Source organism: uncultured Desulfovibrio sp. (assembly GCF_944327235.1).
Classification (GTDB): Bacteria; Desulfobacterota; Desulfovibrionia; order Desulfovibrionales; family Desulfovibrionaceae; genus Desulfovibrio.
Genome location: NZ_CALVHE010000009.1, coordinates 21120 through 37966 on the forward strand (window position 1 = coordinate 21120; position 16847 = coordinate 37966).

The 16847-nt window shown below is 64.3% G+C and carries 16 protein-coding genes; 3 read left to right on the top strand and 13 right to left on the bottom strand.

The features are described from left to right. The first annotated feature begins 63 nt into the window (after positions 1 to 63). Both cobT and Q0K00_RS02705 read left to right on the top strand, forming a co-directional pair. Positions 64 to 1179, top strand: coding sequence for a nicotinate-nucleotide--dimethylbenzimidazole phosphoribosyltransferase (gene cobT / locus Q0K00_RS02700; protein ID WP_297227181.1), 1116 nt, complete (start codon positions 64 to 66; stop codon positions 1177 to 1179). After that, entirely contained in the window at positions 1176 to 2135 is a 960-nt protein-coding gene (locus Q0K00_RS02705) for an oligopeptide/dipeptide ABC transporter ATP-binding protein (RefSeq protein WP_297227182.1), read from the top strand. The genes cobT and Q0K00_RS02705 overlap by 4 nt, the downstream gene beginning before the upstream one ends. Before the next feature lie 495 nt (positions 2136 to 2630). On the opposite strand, the gene secF is transcribed toward Q0K00_RS02705, so the two are convergent. The 4 genes from secF to Q0K00_RS02725 all read right to left on the bottom strand — a co-directional run bounded on the left by secF (position 2631) and on the right by Q0K00_RS02725 (position 6711). After that, positions 2631 to 3731 carry a protein translocase subunit SecF gene (secF, locus tag Q0K00_RS02710; RefSeq protein ID WP_297227183.1) on the bottom strand — a complete coding sequence of 367 codons (1101 nt, stop codon included), beginning with the start codon at positions 3729 to 3731 and terminating at the stop codon, positions 2631 to 2633. 17 nt (positions 3732 to 3748) lie between these two features. Next, the gene (secD, locus tag Q0K00_RS02715) at positions 3749 to 5332 is read right to left on the bottom strand and encodes a protein translocase subunit SecD (protein WP_297227184.1); all 1584 of its coding nucleotides are present in this window, start codon (positions 5330 to 5332) and stop codon (positions 3749 to 3751) included. A 131-nt stretch (positions 5333 to 5463) separates the two neighbouring features. Further along, positions 5464 to 5808 (bottom strand): preprotein translocase subunit YajC, encoded by a 345-nt coding sequence (gene yajC / locus Q0K00_RS02720; RefSeq protein WP_297227185.1) that lies wholly within the window; start codon positions 5806 to 5808, stop codon positions 5464 to 5466. Positions 5809 to 5925: 117 nt separating this feature from the next. Continuing rightward, positions 5926 to 6711: an alpha/beta fold hydrolase gene (locus tag Q0K00_RS02725; protein ID WP_297227186.1), complete on the bottom strand. Its 786-nt coding sequence runs from the start codon at positions 6709 to 6711 to the stop codon at positions 5926 to 5928. Between the two features lie 62 nt (positions 6712 to 6773). On the opposite strand from Q0K00_RS02725, the gene Q0K00_RS02730 reads away from it, so the two are divergent. Beyond that, complete coding sequence (locus tag Q0K00_RS02730) at positions 6774 to 8093, top strand: amidohydrolase (RefSeq protein WP_297227187.1); 1320 nt, start codon at positions 6774 to 6776, stop codon at positions 8091 to 8093. A gap of 458 nt (positions 8094 to 8551) precedes the next feature. Here the strand turns inward: Q0K00_RS02730 and Q0K00_RS02735 are convergent, their stop codons facing one another. The 9 genes from Q0K00_RS02735 to lnt form a co-directional block, all read right to left on the bottom strand. Then, positions 8552 to 9055, bottom strand: a complete 504-nt coding sequence (locus Q0K00_RS02735) for a hypothetical protein (RefSeq protein ID WP_297227189.1) — start codon at positions 9053 to 9055, stop codon at positions 8552 to 8554. A gap of 48 nt (positions 9056 to 9103) precedes the next feature. Further along, positions 9104 to 9718, bottom strand: coding sequence for a hypothetical protein (locus Q0K00_RS02740; protein WP_297227190.1), 615 nt, complete (start codon positions 9716 to 9718; stop codon positions 9104 to 9106). Positions 9719 to 10541: 823 nt separating this feature from the next. Next, entirely contained in the window at positions 10542 to 11165 is a 624-nt protein-coding gene (locus tag Q0K00_RS02745; protein ID WP_297227191.1) for a flavodoxin family protein, read from the bottom strand. Between the two features lie 114 nt (positions 11166 to 11279). Then, positions 11280 to 12161: a 4-hydroxy-tetrahydrodipicolinate synthase gene (gene dapA, locus Q0K00_RS02750; protein ID WP_297227193.1), complete on the bottom strand. Its 882-nt coding sequence runs from the start codon at positions 12159 to 12161 to the stop codon at positions 11280 to 11282. A gap of 28 nt (positions 12162 to 12189) precedes the next feature. After that, positions 12190 to 12465 carry an HU family DNA-binding protein gene (locus tag Q0K00_RS02755; RefSeq protein ID WP_297227212.1) on the bottom strand — a complete coding sequence of 92 codons (276 nt, stop codon included), beginning with the start codon at positions 12463 to 12465 and terminating at the stop codon, positions 12190 to 12192. A gap of 102 nt (positions 12466 to 12567) precedes the next feature. Next, entirely contained in the window at positions 12568 to 13374 is an 807-nt protein-coding gene (locus Q0K00_RS02760) for a MinD/ParA family protein (protein ID WP_297227194.1), read from the bottom strand. A gap of 1 nt (position 13375) precedes the next feature. Beyond that, a complete protein-coding gene (locus Q0K00_RS02765; protein ID WP_297227195.1) occupies positions 13376 to 14194 on the bottom strand; it encodes a hypothetical protein in 819 nt (272 codons plus the stop codon). Beyond that, positions 14157 to 15270, bottom strand: a protein-coding gene (gene prfB / locus Q0K00_RS02770) for a peptide chain release factor 2 (protein ID WP_297227196.1) whose coding sequence is annotated in 2 segments (ribosomal slippage) — positions 14157 to 15194 and positions 15196 to 15270 — 1113 coding nt in all. Because the reading frame shifts where the segments join, the coding sequence is not laid out codon by codon here. Before prfB ends, Q0K00_RS02765 begins: the two co-directional genes overlap by 38 nt. A 14-nt stretch (positions 15271 to 15284) precedes the next feature. Next, positions 15285 to 16847 carry an apolipoprotein N-acyltransferase gene (gene lnt, locus Q0K00_RS02775; RefSeq protein WP_297227197.1) on the bottom strand — a complete coding sequence of 521 codons (1563 nt, stop codon included), beginning with the start codon at positions 16845 to 16847 and terminating at the stop codon, positions 15285 to 15287.

Here is a 16847-nt window from a genome sequence, read left to right on the forward strand (position 1 = left end):
TAAAGGGCCGCCCGCGTGAGGACGGCGCTTGCGCCCCTGCCGTCAAAAGGCTAACACAGGCAAATGCACATCGAAACTTCTTCCTGTCCCCGGCTTGAGGAGATCCTTCCCGGCCTGCGGATCGTCCCTGTGGAAGCGGCGGCGCTGGAAGCGGCGCAGCGACATATCGACCAGCTCACCAAACCGCGCGGCAGCCTGGGCCGCCTTGAGGAACTGGCCCGGCGGCTGGCGGCCATGCGGCCTGAGGTCCGTCCCCTGAACGTCAATCCGGCCATGATGCTCACCGTTGCCGGCGATCATGGCGTCACGGCGCAGGGCGTTTCTCCCTGTCCGCAGGTCGTGACCCGGCAGATGGTGGCCAATTTCTGCGCGGGCGGCGCGGGCGTCAACGTCCTGAGCCGCACTTCCGGCATGGATCTGCGCGTGGTGGACGCAGGTTGTGCGGGCGGACCGTATGCGCCGCATCCCCAGCTCATCGACCTGCGCCTCGGTGACGGGACGGCGGACATGAGCCGTGGCCCGGCCATGGCGCGGGAGACCTGCCTCACAGGGCTGCGGCGCGGCGTGGAACTGGTGCGCGATCTGGCCGCGCGGGGCTACGCCTGCTTTGCCACGGGGGAGATGGGCATTGGCAACAGCACGGCCGCGGCGGCCGTCAATTGCGCGTTGCTGGGCTTTGCGCCGGAGCGGGCCGTGGGGCCGGGCGCAGGGGCCGACAGCGCCATGATCGCCCGCAAGGCGGAAGTGGTGCGGACGGCCCTTGCCGTCAACGGTCTTGATTCCGCCGCCCATGCCCACGCCGATCCGCTGGCCGTGCTGGCGGCTGTGGGCGGCTTCGAGATCGTCCTTATGGCAGGCATCATGCTGGGGGCGGCTTCCTGCCGTCTGCCCGTGCTGGTGGACGGCTTCATTTGCAGCGCGGCCTATGCCGCGGCGGAACGCATCTGCCCCACATTGGCCGACTACGCCATCCTGGCCCACGCTTCCGCCGAGCCGGGTCATGTGCCCGCGGTCTCCCGCCTTGCCGCGGGCGGGCCGCTGCTCCATCTGGACATGCGTCTGGGCGAAGGCACGGGCGCGGCCGTGGCCTATCACCTGCTGCGCTGCGCCGCGGCCATCTATAATGATATGGCGACCTTTGCCAGCGCGCAGGTGTCGTCGGAGGGCTCGCTGTCATGAGCGGGGAGCCGCTGCTGCAACTCCGTGATGTCTGGCGGCGCTTTGCCGTACGTCGTGGTCTGTGGGCCGAACGCGCGCTGTTGACGGCGGTGGCCGGTGTGGACATGAGCCTGCGGGCCGGCGAGAGCCTCGGTCTGGTTGGGGAATCCGGCTGCGGCAAGTCCACGCTGGGCCGCATGGTCTGCGGCTTGCTGCCGCCGAGTGAGGGAGAGGTGCTCTTCGACGGGCAGCCGCTGCCCCCGGCCGGACCGCGCAGCACGGCCGCCGGGCGGGTGCAGATGGTCTTTCAGGATCCCTTTTCTTCCCTTAATCCCCGCTGGCGGGTAGGCACGTCGGTGGAGGAGCCGCTGCGCCGCAACAAGGACCTGGGTCGGGCCGAGCGTGCCGAGCGCGTGGCGGACATGTTTTCCCGCGTGGGACTTGCTGGATTGGAGCGCCGCTACCCGCACGAGTTTTCCGGCGGGCAGCGGCAGCGCATCGCCGTGGCGCGTGCCCTGATCACGCGACCGGATGTGGTCGTCTGCGACGAGCCTGTCTCGGCTCTGGATGCCTCGGTGCAGGCTCAGGTGCTCAACCTCCTCCGGGACGTGCAGGAGGATTTCGGCCCGGCATACCTGTTCATTTCGCATGATCTGGCGGTGGTCAGCTTCATGTGTCCGCGCGTGGCGGTCATGTATCTGGGACGGCTGGTGGAGGAAGGGCCTCGTGAGCGCCTGCTGCACACGCCCGCCCATCCGTATACGCAGGCGCTGGTGGCGGCCATGCCCACGGCGGGCGGCCTTTCGCTGAACACATCGTCCGTCGCTGCCGAGCTGCCCAGCCCGCTGGCCCCGCCGCCGGGCTGTACCTTCCATCCGCGCTGCACACGGGCCACGGATGTCTGTTGCAGCGAGATCCCGGATTGGCGGACACTCGATGAGGGCTGGAGGGTTCGTTGCCATCATCCCAGCGTCTGAATCATTTAAATCTGTCAACACGATTTGCTGTTTGGGGGGAAGGGAGCGACCGAAAGGCGGCCGCTCCCCTTCCCCAGCGCGCTTTTATCAGGGGAAAAAGCAGGGACGCGGGGCGCACCGCCCCTCATGGCAGGCGGGGTCTGTATAATTAGATCATTTTTTGAAAGGCGTTGCGTTTCAAACCATACGGCCTGTCGTTTCGCGGAAAAAACGTGGTTTTTCCGTTCACTTTCGGACGGGGGCGCTGTGCCGCCGCCTCGCATGTTACCTTTTTCAAAGGCAAAACGTTCTATCAAAAAAAAAACGGGTTCCAGCATACGCCGGAGCCCGGTTTTTTTCATGGTCTCGTTTTTGGGGGAGAAAAAGGAGTCGTCCTTTTCTGCGTGTGTTGTGCGCGGCTCCGTACCGGTAACGACGATATCACCCGGTAAAAGCGCGCTGGGGGAAGGGTGGGGTTCCCCTTCCCCCAGAGTAAAGCGCCCCTATAATACCGTGCTACACGATGCCGTGTTCGCCCGGCTTTTCGTATTCCGGCTTCTGCTGTTGCCGGACGTAGAGTTCCGTATCGCCCAGGGCCAGCAGGACGGCCGAGGACACATAGATGGACGAGGCCGTGCCGATGAACAAGCCGATGAGCATGGTCAGGGCAAAGTCGTGGATGACGCCGCCGCCCAGCAGATAAAGGGCCAGGGTAGCGATGAAGGTCGTACCGCTGGTGAGGATGGTGCGCGAGAGCGTCTGGTTCACGCTGCGGTTGATGAGCTCTTCCAGCTTTTCCGTGGGGGCGGCCCGCAGGTTTTCGCGCAGGCGGTCATACACGATGATGGTGTCGTTGAGGGAGTAACCGATGAGGGTGAGCAGAGCGGCCATGACGTTGAGGTCGATCTCCACATCGAGCAGGGAGAGCAGCCCCACGGTGATGAACACGTCATGCAGCAGGCCCACCACGGCGCCGAGCGCGAAGTTGAGCTTGAGCACGAAGCAGACGCCCACCGTGACCGCCAGCGCGGCCAGCACCAGCCAGCCCATGCCGAGGCCGGTCATGCCTACCAGATACATGCTGCCCCAGAGCGCGGCGGCCATGATGATGCCCGCCATCCAGCGCTGTTCGAAGCGGCCGGAGATATAGACCGCGATGAGCAGTACCGCGTAGTAGAGCGCGGCCAGGGCCTTGTTGGTCAGGTCGTCGCCCACCTTGGGGCCGACCACCTCGAAGCGCTGGATCTCCACTGCGTTATCGGGAAAGGCCGTGTGCAGGGCGTCCAGTATGCTGGTCCGCAGGGCGGAGGAACTGCCGTCCTCGGCCGTGGCGACGCGCAGCAGGAACTGGCGTCCGTCGTCGCCATAGCGCTGGGTGGACACGCCGGGCAGTTCGGTGGCGGTCAGGCTTTTCTTGAGCGCCTCGTCCTGCACGGGCTGGGCAAATTCCACCTGCGCCACCACGCCGCCGGCGAAGTCGATGCCGAGCCGCAGTCCGTTGCCCCAGAGGGCGGAGCCGAGGCCCACCAGCAGGAGGAGGACGGAAAGGGCATAGGCGATGTGCCGCTTGCCGATGAAGTCGATATGCGTATCATGCTTGATGAATGCAAAAGCCATGTTCGTTCCTCCCGGCCCTAGATGCTGATGCCCTTGGGGCCGCACTTGCGCGCCCAGTATTCAAAGATGGCGCGCGAAACAAAGATCGCCGTGAACATGGAAGCCAGGATGCCCAGCGAGAGCGTCACCGCGAAGCCGCGGATGGGGCCCGTGCCGAACTGGTAGAGGATGATCGTGGCGATGATGGTCGTCAGGTTGGAGTCGGTGATGGAGATGGTGGCGCGTTCAAAACCGGCCCTGACCGCCGCCAGCGGCGTGAGCCCGTGCCGCAACTCCTCGCGTATGCGTTCGTAGATGAGCACGTTGGCGTCCACGGCCATACCGATGGTGAGCACGATGCCCGCGATGCCCGGCAGGGTGAGGGTCGCGCCGAAGGCGGCCATGCCCGCCATGATGATGAGCATGGTGAAGATGAGCATCACGTCGGCGATGACGCCGCTCAGACCGTAGTAGATGGCCATGAAGACCACCACGGCGGCCGCGCCCACCACAGCGGCCCGGACGCCGCTGTCGATGGATTCCTGACCCAGGGAGGGTCCCACGGTGCGCTCTTCTTCCACGGTGACGGGCGCGGGCAGAGAGCCGGAGCGCAGCACCACGGCGAGGTCGGAAGCTTCCTGAGTGGTGAAGCTGCCGCTGATGGAGGCACGACCGCCGCCGATGCGCTGCCGGATGACCGGCGCGGAATAGACCTTGCCGTCCAGCACGATGGCCATGCGGCGTCCCACGTTCTCGCCGGTGACGCGTTCGAAGATGTCGGCGCCGCGGCTGTTGAAAGTCAGGCTGACGGCGGCCTGGCCCTGTTCAAAGGTCGGCTGGGCATCGGCCACGTCCTCGCCGGACAGCATGGCGTCCTTTTCCACGGCGATGAGCTGCCCGGAGATCTCCTCGCCCGACGTGCCGCGCTCCAGCAGGGGCAGCGCCTCGACGCCCGAGGGCAGGACCGGCTTTTTGGGGTCCACGTCGTCGCGCACCAGATGGAAGGAGAGGTGCGCCGTCTGCCCCAGCACCTGCACGGCCCGGCGCGGGTCGAAGAGGCCCGGCAGCTGCACCTGGATGCGATAGCCCGCCTGCTTGCGGATATCCGGCTCGGCCACGCCGAACTGGTCGATACGGTTGCGGATGGTGCGCAGGGCCTGGTCCACGGCCATGTCCTTCAGACGGTCGGCCTCGGCGTCGGTGAAGCGGCCCACGAAGCGGAGCTGGCCCGAATCGCCGGCCACAGGTTCGTTAAAGACCAGCTGCGGATAATATTTGTGCAGCAGCTCCTCCAGCTTCTGGCGGTCGTCGCCGCGGGGCAGGAGGAATTCCAGCCGGTCGCCGCCTACCACGCGCGGCCGGAGCACGACGATCTTCTCGTCCTTGCCCAGCCTGCGGATGTCCTGCCCGGCAAGCGCCAGCGAGTTGCTGACCGCCTGATCCACGCCTACGGCCAGCGTCAGATGGATGCCGCCCTTGAGGTCAAGGCCGAGGTTGATCTTTTTTTCCGGCAGGACAGAGTGCAGAGCCGTCCCGATGCCGGGCATACTGGGCAGGGCATAGGCGAGACTCAGCAGGAAAACCACAAGAGCGACGCCGAAACGTGTACGCAATCCTATCATGGGGTTACCTTTTGCTCAAAAATAAGGAGGCCGGGCAGCGTGGCGCATGTCCGGCAAACAATATCACGGCCCCGCCTCGGCGGGGCCGGATCGGAAAGGGGTCAGACGGCTGACCGTCTGGCGGTCTGCGCCTACTTGGGTTCTTCGGCCTTGCCGTTCTTGTCCAGCACGGCCCCGACAGCGCCACGGTTCAGGCGCAGCTTGGCTTCGCCGCATTCAAGCAGGATCTGCTCGTCGTCGATCTCCAGGATGCGGCCGATGAAGCCGCCGGAGGTCATGATGCGGTCGCCGCGCTTGAGTTCGGAAAGCATCTGCTTGTGCGCCTTGGCGCGTTTCTGCTGCGGACGGATGAGCAGGAACCAGAAAATGGCGAACATGAGGATGAGCGGCAGGAACTGCACCAGCATGTCGGTGCCGCTGGCGGGAGCGCCGCCGGCCTGGGGCGTGCCCATGGCAAAAGCGATGGAATGGAACAAGGCGTACCTCCGAAAGGAATGTGTGGCAGCGCCGTATGCCGGAGCTGCTCATGGTTACGAAACAATGGTTGCGTATCCTACCCTGCTCCCGCAAAACATGCAAGTCCGCATTCCCGGTCACACGACCTCTGCCGGACCGTGCCGCCCAGCCCGGCCAAGGCACTGCCGGGCAAAACGTACGGCCAGTGCGGCCACCCGTTCCCGGCTCTCGCAATGGGTCGTGGGCAGATGCCCGCCGTGCGGGCCGCGGGTGCGCAGCAGGTGCAGTTCCGCTTCTTCGCCGCCCCAGTGGCGCAGCAGGTACAGGCTGTTCCAGGGATGACAGCAGACGTCATGCCGTAACTGCACGATGCAGAGCGGGACGCTCAGTTTGCCCAGTTCGGGGCGCAATCGCCGCTGGGCCGCTTCCAGCTCCACGAAGTGCGGCAGATAATAGACGGTCTCGTGTCCCTGCCAGGGAGCGACGGCCCGCGCCGCCGTCGAGCGTGGCGGCAGCGGCACGCAGGGCCGCAGGCGCGCCCGCCAGCGCAGGAAGTGGAATTGCGGCGCGGCGCAAAAATACGGATGCCACTTGCGGAAGTAGAGCGGCACGGCCAGCGCCAGCAGCCCGGCCGGGGGCGGCACGTCGCCGCGGACGGCGGCCACGCAGATGTCCAGCGCCAGCAGCCCGCCCAGCGAGTAACCGGCCAGCCAGACAGGACCCCGGCGGCAAAGGGCCTCGTAGCGCGCCAGGGCCGCCGTCCGCCACTGGGCATAACCGCTCTTCAGGTAGGCAGACACGTCGCCGCCGTGTCCCGGCAGAGGGCTGTTGTCCACGACATGGCCGTCGGCTTCCAGGACCTCGGCCAGCGGACGCATCTCAAACGGGCTGCCCGCCAGCCCGTGCAGCAGAAGACAGGGCATCCTTGCTCCCGACCCGCAATGGGGCTATATGTTCCTTCCGCCACAGCGGACAGGAACGACACATGAACACATGCGATACGCTCATTCTGGCGGGGCTGCTCATCACACAGGACGATCAGCGCCGCATCCTCGAAAACGCCGCCCTTGCCGTCCGGCAGGGTCTTGTGGTCGATATGGGCCCGCAGGCCGACCTGTCGGCCCGCTGGCAGGCCACCGAAGTGCTGGACTGTTCCAGGATGCTCGTTCTGCCGGGCCTCGTCAATGCCCATACCCATGCGGCCATGACCATGCTGCGCGGTCTGGCCGACGATATGCCCCTCATCGACTGGCTGACGCAGCGCATCTTTCCCGTGGAAGCCGGGCTCACCCCGGAAGAAGTGCGGCTGGGCAGCCTGCTCGGCTTCGCGGAGATGCTCCGTACCGGCACCACGGCCTGTCTGGATATGTACATCCACGAGGCGCAGGTGCTGGAAGCCGCCCACACGGCGGGTATCCGCTGCGTCGGCGGGGAAGGGGCTTTTCAGTTCCCGTCCGCCTGCTGTCCCGATTACCGGGCCGCGCTGGAAGCGACCCTGCGCCTGAGCGAACGCTGGCAGGGCAATGACCGTCTGCGGCTGGCCGTCATGCCGCACAGCGTCTACACCACGACGCCGGAGATCCTGCGAGCCTGCCGGGATCTGGCCGCCGGGCTGGCTCTGCCCCTGCATATCCACCTTGCCGAAAGCCCTGCCGAAACGGCCCAGAGCCTCTCCCTGCACGGCAAGCGCCCTGTGGCCCATGCCGCGGACTGCGGCCTGTTCGAGGTCCCTTGCACGGTGGCCCATCTGGTGGACGTGACGAACGAAGAAGCCGCGTTGCTCGCCCGGTGTGACGTGGTGCCCGTGCATAATCCTTCTTCCAACATGAAGCTGGCCTCCGGCATCATGCCCGTCCCCCGACTGCTCGCCGCCGGTCTGGATGTGGCCCTCGGCACCGACGGGGCCGCCAGCAACAATCAGCTCAACATGTTTGCCGAGATGCGTCAGGCCGCTCTGCTGCACAAGGTCGCCTCCGGCGACCCCACCGCCCTGCGGGCACAGCAAGTGCTGGACATGGCCACCCGTAACGGCGCGCGTGCCCTGCACGACAGCCGTCTCGGCCGGCTTGCCGTGGGGCTGCCCGCCGACCTCGTGGCGCTGGATCTGGACCTGCCCAACCTCCAGCCCCTCTATCACCCCGTTTCGCATCTGGTGTATGCGGCCGGCGGGCACGAAGTGCGCCTGACCATGATCCAGGGCGAGATCGTCTATCAGGACGGCCGCTACCCCCGCTTCGACTACCCGGCCCTGCTGCAAGAATTCCAGGCCGTGCGTCAAGCCGTGCTCCGCCGCTCCCCCGCGTAGCGCGGAGGATAGTTGAGTTGGGGGGAAGGGGCACCCCGCGCCTGGCGCGGGCGGGGTGCCCCTTCCCCCCAAGCCCCCCATCCCCTCCCCAGCGCGCTTTTATCCGGCAAATGGAGCTGTGCGGGGGCACAGCCGCTTTCCCTCGCTGACAGTCCCCCGGCGGCATGACGAAAAGGCGGGGCAGGGTGCTTGCGTAAGCATCCTGAAAACGCGAGGCGGCGGCACTGCGCCCCCGGCCGAAAGTGAGCGGAAAAAACGCTTTTTTTCCGCAAACGACAAGCCGTATGGTTTGGAGCGCAACGCGTTGCAAACGGAAAATATTTTAAAGAGAGAAGAGCCGCAGTCACGCACATGTGGGCGGCAGCAAAAATGATTTCCCCGGGAGGAAGGCCGTCATTTGCCGCATGACGCGGCACGGCCTTCCTCCCGGGGAGGGATATGGGATATCTTGTCTGTAACTAGACCACGATATGCAGGGGCGTTTGAGTTGTCTGACTCTGAGTTTCAGTAGTCTGCTGTTCGGCCATCAGTTCTTCGGCCGTCTTGACCTCAGCGCTGGCCGTCTGCTCTTCGCTTTCGGCGTCCGTGGCTTCCGCATCGCCGTTTTCGGTGGCGGCATCCGTCGAGAGGGCATTCTGCTCCTCTTCGCCGTTCATGGCCGCTTCGGCGCGTTCTTCGATCTCTTCCTTCTGTTCATCGAGATTGCGCTCGGAGACTTCATACGTCGAAGCATCCTTTTCTTCTTCCATGAGGCGCGCGGCCTTGCGCCCTTCCCGTGAGATCTCCGCATAGGTCGCGTCAGAGGGAAGAGCGTCCACCAGCGCCCTGCCAGTCGTCAGGATGCTCATCTGGCGGGTCGCCATGCTGCTGCGTGCCCGCTGTGCGGCCAGCATGGCATCTGTATATTCAGAACCGCCATTGCCGTGATGCACGAAATTGCGAGACATGATGCTTTCCGTCATCGTATCCTCCTCGGATAAACGCTCGTGGAGCCGAATGCCTGACAGTTTTTAGACCACGATATGCAGGGGCGTCTGCACCTTGGGCGTGGCGGCGTCGGCAGTTCCGGCGGCCTTGTCCTGCGCTTCCGCGTTTTCGCTTGTTCCCGCCATCTGGTCCTGCTTTTCCGCGGCGGCCTGCTGTTCGGCCATCAGCTCTTCCGCGGTCTTGACTTCCGCGTCTACGGCCTTCTTGTCGTCGTCCTTCTTGTCCGCTGCGCTGGCCGTCTGCTCTTCGCTTTCGGCGTCCGTGGCTTCCGCATCGCCGTTTTCGGTGGCGGCATCCGTCGAGAGGGCATTCTGCTCCTCTTCGCCGTTCATGGCCGCTTCGGCGCGTTCTTCGATCTCTTCCTTCTGTTCATCGAGATTGCGCTCGGAGACTTCATACGTCGAAGCATCCTTTTCTTCTTCCATGAGGCGCGCGGCCTTGCGCCCTTCCCGTGAGATCTCCGCATAGGTCGCGTCAGAGGGAAGAGCGTCCACCAGCGCCCTGCCAGTCGTCAGGATGCTCATCTGGCGGGTCGCCATGCTGCTGCGTGCCCGCTGTGCGGCCAGCATGGCATCTGTATATTCAGAACCGCCATTGCCGTGATGCACGAAATTGCGAGACATGATGCTTTCGGTCATCGTGTCCCCTCCTTATGGCAAATCGTTCATTTCCGTTAGCGGTAAAAGATGATCATGCTGGGCTTATCGGCATGGAGCTTTCTTACATTAGAGGAGAACTCTTTTTTCTATCATACTGTAGAGAGAGAGAGAGAGAGAGAGAGAGAGAGAGAGAGAGAGAGAGAGAGAGAGAGAGACGGTTCCGAAATGTTGCCGAAAAATGAAAAACAGGAATGTGATACTGTTCATCTACAGAGTAGCATACAAGAGATGCGGAAATGCACTTCTTTGTACAGATATGTAACGGCAAAGCGTTTTTCAGAATATTTTTGTGGAAAAAGATCTTCTTTGAGCGGCGCTTATGAGGGCGGAAGAGGGCGGCGAAGGCACAAGGGAGGTCCTTTGCTGACGCGGCATTTTTTTGCGGCAGGTCACGCTTTTGGGGCGTGGCAGGGTGCCCCGTGTTGAGGCGATAGAGCATTTTGCCTTTGAAAATGGCAAAATGCGAGGCCCGGCACAGCGCCGCCCGGCCCAATTTGAGCGGAAAAACCGCATTTTTTCCGCGAAACGGCAGGCCGTATGGTTTGCAACGCAACGCGTTTCAAACTGAAAATGTCCCAGGGCCTGTTAACACAAATTTTGCAAACAATTTCAATAGATAAGTCAAACAGGCTGTATCACACCGCTTGTTTTGAGACGAGAGTGCCTCGTGTCTTTGACTCTTCCCCCGGTAAAAGCGCGCTGGGGGAAGGGAGCGAATAGTGTTAACAGGCCTAAGGCACACTGGGAGGGTGAGGGGAGCGTGAGGGGAGGGGGCCCTCCCCTCACATCATCCGGAAAAAACTTAGCGGATGAAGTTGGTCTTTTCCCACGGTTCGGGGGTGGGCGGCAGGATGCCGGCGGCCTTGCCGGCGGCGATGCACTTGAGCATCCAGCTCATGTTGTCGGCAAGGGTGCGCATGGTCTGGAGGCCTTCCTTGTCCTGAAGGGCTTCCTCGGCGTTGTTGCCGTGGATGGAGTTCCAGTACTGGGAGCTGACCAGCGGCATACGGCACATAGTGAAATATTTGTTGAGCCGGTCAAAGGATGCGGAGGCGCCGCCACGGCGGCAGCTCACCACCACGGCGGCGGGCTTGAAGGCGTAGGGCGCGGCCTTGCAGTAGAAGACGCGGTCCAGGAAGGCGCAGAGAGTGGCGTTGGGTCCGGCGTAATAGACGGGGGAACCGACGATGATGCCGTCGGCCTCCTTGAGGAGGCGGATGCCCTCATTGACCGGATCATCCTGAAAGATGCACTGGCCGGTCTGCACGCATTTGCCGCAGGCGATACAGCCGCGAACGGCCTTGTGGCCCACATGGAGCAGTGTGGAGTCGATGCCGTTTTCGTGCAGACGGTCGGCTATGGTCTGGAGGGCGGTGGCGGTGGAGCCCTTGGCGTGCGGGCTGCCGTTGACGAGAAGGACGTTCATGGTCTGTCTCCGGTGCTGAGGTTGCGGAACGGGCAGGCGGGCGCTGTGCTGTTCCAATGAAAAAAGTCGGCCTCCTTGCGGCGGCCGACTGTGTTCCTGAGGTCTTACCGACGATCAGTCGATAAGGGCATGTTTGCGCAGTTCACGCTTGAGGTCGTCGAGGTGCGCGTCGGACAGGGGGCAGAGCGGCAGGCGCAGTTCCAGAGCCATTTTGCCCATGAGCGCCAGCGCGGTCTTGACCGGGATGGGGTTGCTCTCCACGAACATGGCCTGATGCAGGTCGTAGAGTTCGTGATGCAGGCGCGCGGCCTCGGCCAGCTTGCCTTCCTTGAAGAGATTGCACATGCGGGACATGGCGCCCGGCATGATGTTGGAGGTAACGGAGATGACCCCGCTGCCGCCGATGCTCATGAGCGGGAGAGCGGTGAAATCGTCGCCGGAGAGCACGCTGAAGCCTTCGGGGCAGGCGGCGATGGTCTGGCTGCCCTGATGCAGGTCGCCGGTAGCCTCCTTCACGCCCACGATGTTGGGGCAGTCATGGGCGAGGCGGCCCAGCGTGGCGGGCAGCATATTGCAGCCCGTGCGGCCCGGCACGTTGTAAGGCACGAGCGGGATGTCCACGGCTTCGGCAATGGCGCGGAAATGGCGGTAAAGCCCTTCCTGCGTGGGTTTGTTGTAATAGGGCGTGATGAGCAGCGCACCGTCCGCACCGGCCTTGCGGGCAAAACGGGTCAGGCGGATGGCTTCCTCGGTGTTGTTGGAGCCGGCTCCCGCCAGCACGGGCACGCGCCCGGCCACCTGTTCGATACAGATGCCGATGACGCGCTCATGCTCGTCATGGGTGAGGGTGGCCGACTCGCCGGTGGTGCCGCAGGGCACGAGGCCGTGGATACCCTCGGTGATCTGCCATTCGATAAGAGCGCGATAGGCATCCTCGTCCACTGCGCCGTTTTTGAACGGCGTCACCAGAGCAGTCATAGCACCGGAAAACAGCATATATCCTCCTTGCCGCAGCCCGGTCCGGCTATTGATTGATGTATTCCTTCAGTTCCTTGCCAGCCCGGAAGAAGGGCAGACGTTTGGGGATGACCGAAACGCTTTCCCCGGTCTTGGGATTGCGCCCGGCGTATCCGCTGTATTCCTTGACTTTGAAACTGCCGAACCCGCGGATCTCGATGCGGTCCCCGGCGATGAGAGCGTCCTTCATGGCATCGACGAAGGTGTTGACCACCATGGTGGCGTCCTCCATCGGCAGATTGGCTTCCTCGGCCAGTGTCTTGATAAGCTCGCTCTTGTTCATCATGCCTCCTAGAAGTTGGGGGGAGTGCGTCAGGAAGCTGACCTCGTTTAGGCAATGACGCAAGTTTGTTCATTACCCTGTTTTGGCTTCAAGGTAAAGGCTTTACAGGCCGGGGGCCTGCAGTACGGAGCGTCTGGCGAGCTGATCGAGCATGTTCAGCCGATATTTTTGCAGGCGAGCGGCGATTTTTTCCATATCCTGAGCGGCGGGACTGCCCGGAGCGTAGCGCATGAGCGGTTGCTGACGGCAGACGGCCTCCGACAGCTTGGCGTCGGACCGGACGTGACCGAGGAAGGTCGGTTCGATATTGAGGAAGTGGGAGCAGGCCCCCTTGAGCTTCTCAAAAGCCGTCAGCGCCTCACGGGCGGAACCGGCCTGATTGACCACCACCATGAAGTCCTTCATGGCGTGGCGGGTGCTCAGGACCTTCATGAAAGCGTAACTGTCCGTCAGCGAAGTGGGTTCGGGCGTGATGACCACCAGACGCATGGCCGCCATGGCGGCAAAGCTCTGCACCGTATCGGAGATGCCCGCGCCGAGATCCATGAAGACGTAGTCATAGCCGGAAAAGACGGGTTCCAGCTTTTGCAGCAGCTCGTGGCGCATGTCCGGGCTGAGCTCCACCAGTTCCGGGACGCCCGAGGCGGCGGGCAGCACGTCGAAACCGCGAGGTTCCACGGGATAGAGCACCTTGTTCAGGGGCATCTCTCCCATGAGGGCGTGCTGCAGATTGCCTTCGGGGATGATGCCCAGCAGGACGTCCAGATTGGCCAGGCCGAGGTCACAGTCCATAAGCAGGGCCGTGTAGCCGGCCTGATAAAGTCCGCAGGCCAGATTCAGGGACAGGTTGGTCTTGCCCACGCCGCCCTTGCCGCTCATGACGGCGATACTCAAGGTTGTGTTGGCCATACTAGGCTCCCCCAAAGAAAAGAAAACGTTTTTCCTGGGACTGCACGAGGGTATCGGGCTGTCCCGTGGTGTTGACAGCTTCAAACTGGACGCTGTCGGTTCGGGCGCGTGCCCGGTCAAGCAGGGGCGGAATGCGCTCCAGCAGCTCCCTTACCGTGATTCGTGCCGGCTGGGCAAGGCTCAGGACGGCAAAGCCGCAGGTGTCCCCGGGCTGGCTCTCGTGCAGATGGCGTTCCCGCAGGCGCATGGCCAGCGCCCTGGCCCGCAGCGGCCCGATGCCCGGCAGCATGAGGGCTATGCCGCGTTCCGGCAGCGCCCCCAGCGTATCGCAGGGCTCCAATGCCTGCGCGACGATGCCGGCAAGCTCCGTCATGATCTGCGTGCAGCGTTCGCCGGCGCGGGCCTCGTCCGTCAGATCCATGCAGATGAACGAGAGCTGTCCGCCGCCGCGTTGCAGGCGTTGCAGGTCGCGTTCCATCTGCGCGAGGAACAGTTCACTGCACAGCATCCGCGCGAGCACATGGTCCGTGGCGCGCAGGGGAGGGCAGGCATCGGGGCAGAGATCCGAGGAGCTTCTGTCCATGATGTCGCTCAACGCCTGGGTCACCGCGGAGTCGTTGAGCGGCAGGGCCCCCCAGCGACTGTTGGGATAACGCCGGCGAAAAGCCTGCCAGCGCTCCGGCGTCATGCCGTGCACGCGGCGCAGGACCAGCAGTTCCGGGCCTTCGTCAGTCGCCTGAGCATCGCGCAGCTCGCGCAGCTCCGTCAGCAGGTCGTCGAAATCAGCGTTGTTGCTCATGGCGGTATAACAGAAAGTCATGCTGGAACTGGTCGATCTGGCCGTTGAGCACGGCTTCCACATCCCCGGCCTCGCTGTTGGTGCGATGATCCTTGACCAGCCGGTAGGGCTGGAGGGTGTAGGTCCGGATCTGACTGCCGAAGGCGATGGCGTCCTTGCCCGCGTACTGTGCCTGCCGCTCGGCCTCCCGCTTTTGCAGTTCCAGGTTGTAGAGACGGGCCTTGAGGATGCGCAGGGCGGAGTCCTTGTTGTGATGCTGGGACTTCTCGTTCTGGCACTGGGCCGAGATCCCTGTGGGGATATGGGTCACACGGACGGCGGAGCTGGTCGTGTTGACGCTCTGCCCGCCCGGCCCGCTGGAGCGGAAGGTATCGAAACGCAGGTCGCTTTCCTTGATGTCCAGTTCGATGTCGTTGCCCGCGTCGGGGATGACGTCCACAGAGGCAAAGGAGGTGTGGCGGCGGCCCGATGCGTCGAAAGGAGAGATGCGGATAAGGCGGTGGATGCCGCGCTCGCTGCGCAGGAAGCCGAAGGCGTGCGGCCCGGCGATGCGCAGGGTGACGCTCTTGATGCCGGCTTCATCGCCGGGGAGGAAGTCCAGTTCTTCCACGTCATAGCCGCGACGCGCGGCCCAGCGGGTGTACATGCGCAGCAGCATTTCCGCCCAGTCCTGCGATTCCGTGCCGCCCGCGCCGGGATGGATCTCCAGGATGGCGTCCTGATTGTCCTCCTCGCTGGACAGCAGCATGACGAGTTCGGTGTCTTCCAGCAGGGCATCCAGCGCGTCCTGCTGCTCGTGCAGGGACTGGAGGGCCTCCTCGCCGCCGTCCTCGGCGGCCAGTTCCAGCCAGGCCAGCATGTCGTCATGGGCGGTCTTCAGGCGGTTCAGGCGTTCGACTTCATCCTCGAGCTGGCGTTTTTCGCGCAGGAGGGGCGTCAGGGCTTCCGGCTTGTCCCAGGCGCCGGGACGGGAAAGCTCCTGTTCGATGGCATCAAGGCGTTTCTGATCGGCGGCGGCGTCAAAGACGCCCCCAAAGATTGTCGAAACGCTGGGCAAGGGTCTGGGAACGGGCCCGGAGATCACTGAGTTGCAGCATGGGAATTCTAGGGGTTAGACGTTGCGGCGCACAGGGCCGAAAAAGATCAGACTCAACAGGAGCAGGGCCGCCCCGGCGGGCAACCAGCGGGCGATGCGATGGTACGGCGTCGTTTCCGTCAGGACACGGGCCCTTCCCCAGTGGGCGGCTTCCTCGAACTGACCGCCGCGCAGGACGATGCGTCCGCGCGCGTCGATGATGGCTGAAATGCCCGTGTTGGTCCCCCGCAGGATCCAGCGGTTCTGCTCCACCGCGCGTACGGCCGTAAGGCGAAGGTGCTGCAGTCCCGCCGGGGACAGGCCGAACCAGCCGTCATTGCTGATGTCCACCAGCACATTGGCCCCGTCACGCACGCGCTGTTGCGCCAGCCACGGAAAAATGCCCTCATAGCAGATGAGCATACCCAGTTCAAGACCGCTGCTGCCCAGGGGGGCCAGGCGCGTGCCGGGCGTATAGACGCCCACCTGCTGCAGCAGCCCTTCCAGGAAGTTCCACTGCAGCCAGTCCGGGACATATTCCCCGAAGGGCACGAGATGTTCCTTGTCGTAATAGCCCGCCAGGCTCCCATCCGGGCCGATGAGGTAGGCCCGGTTATAGACCCGCATGGCCTCCCGGCTGCCTTCAAAGCCGGGCGCGCCGGTCAGCAGGGGGCTTTGCGCCCGCGCGGCCAGCTCCCGGATGCGCGGCGTGTGGGGATTGGCGGCCATGAGGTTGAAGGGCAGGGCGGTCTCCGGCCAGACGATGAGCGGATGCTCACCGGGATGCTCGGCCAGCATCTGTTCGGTCAGACGCAGATAGGTCTGCACGGTGCCGCGCTGGAAGGCCGGCAGCCACTTCTGGTTCTGGTCGATGTTGCCCTCGGCAAAGAGCACGGCAAAGCTGTCGCTGCCCTCCGGCAGGGGATCCAGCGGCTCGCGCCCGAGCCGCCAGTAACCATAGCCGAGACAGGCCAGCATGAGCAACAGGGACAGCAGCGGATAGCGCCTGCCGTGCGGGGCCATGAAAAGCAGCAGGAGGAGAAAGACCCAAAGCCCGCCCAGCAGATAGCCGCCCAGCACGTCCGCCGGCTGGATGAGCAGCGGCCAGGCCGCAAGCGCACCGCTCAACGGCAGCCACGGGAAGCCCGCCGTCACCGCATAGCCCCATTCCAGCAGATACCAGCACAGCCCCAGCGCGAGCGCCAGCACCAGCGGGGTGCGCCGCCGCAGCAGATAGGCGGCCCAGGCAAAGAGCCCCCCGGCGCTGGACAGGCAGGCGGCCACGAAGGCCGCGCAGGGGATCGCCAGCCACCACGGCAGCCCGCCCACCTGATGGATGGGCAGGCACAGCCAGTAGAGAGCGGCCAGATGTCCGCCCCAGGCCGCCAGCCAGCCGCGGCGGAAAGCCTGTCCGGCATGACCGGCCCGCAGGCCCATGAGGGCCAGCATGACCGGAGCCAGCAGGGCCAGCGGCGGCAGGGCGTCCGGCAGGAGGGGGAGCGGGTGCGCGAAGCCCAGCCAGATACAGACGGCGGCGGCCAGCGGCAGGAGTGCCCGCGACAGAAAGCCCTCCCGGGACGGGGCGGAGGTCAGCAGCAT

Excerpts from the sequence above, each read along its gene's own strand:
- cobT (WP_297227181.1), top strand. The coding sequence starts at position 64 with ATGCACATCGAAACTTCTTCCTGTCCCCGGCTTGAGGAGATCCTTCCC.
- Q0K00_RS02705 (WP_297227182.1), top strand. The coding sequence starts at position 1,176 with ATGAGCGGGGAGCCGCTGCTGCAACTCCGTGATGTCTGGCGGCGCTTT.
- secF (WP_297227183.1), bottom strand. The coding sequence starts at position 3,731 with ATGGCTTTTGCATTCATCAAGCATGATACGCATATCGACTTCATCGGC.
- secD (WP_297227184.1), bottom strand. The coding sequence starts at position 5,332 with ATGATAGGATTGCGTACACGTTTCGGCGTCGCTCTTGTGGTTTTCCTG.
- Q0K00_RS02725 (WP_297227186.1), bottom strand. The coding sequence starts at position 6,711 with ATGCCCTGTCTTCTGCTGCACGGGCTGGCGGGCAGCCCGTTTGAGATG.
- Q0K00_RS02730 (WP_297227187.1), top strand. The coding sequence starts at position 6,774 with ATGAACACATGCGATACGCTCATTCTGGCGGGGCTGCTCATCACACAG.
- Q0K00_RS02735 (WP_297227189.1), bottom strand. The coding sequence starts at position 9,055 with ATGACGGAAAGCATCATGTCTCGCAATTTCGTGCATCACGGCAATGGC.
- Q0K00_RS02740 (WP_297227190.1), bottom strand. The coding sequence starts at position 9,718 with ATGACCGAAAGCATCATGTCTCGCAATTTCGTGCATCACGGCAATGGC.
- Q0K00_RS02745 (WP_297227191.1), bottom strand. The coding sequence starts at position 11,165 with ATGAACGTCCTTCTCGTCAACGGCAGCCCGCACGCCAAGGGCTCCACC.
- dapA (WP_297227193.1), bottom strand. The coding sequence starts at position 12,161 with ATGCTGTTTTCCGGTGCTATGACTGCTCTGGTGACGCCGTTCAAAAAC.
- Q0K00_RS02755 (WP_297227212.1), bottom strand. The coding sequence starts at position 12,465 with ATGAACAAGAGCGAGCTTATCAAGACACTGGCCGAGGAAGCCAATCTG.
- Q0K00_RS02760 (WP_297227194.1), bottom strand. The coding sequence starts at position 13,374 with ATGGCCAACACAACCTTGAGTATCGCCGTCATGAGCGGCAAGGGCGGC.
- Q0K00_RS02765 (WP_297227195.1), bottom strand. The coding sequence starts at position 14,194 with ATGACTTTCTGTTATACCGCCATGAGCAACAACGCTGATTTCGACGAC.
- lnt (WP_297227197.1), bottom strand. The coding sequence starts at position 16,847 with ATGCTGCTGACCTCCGCCCCGTCCCGGGAGGGCTTTCTGTCGCGGGCA.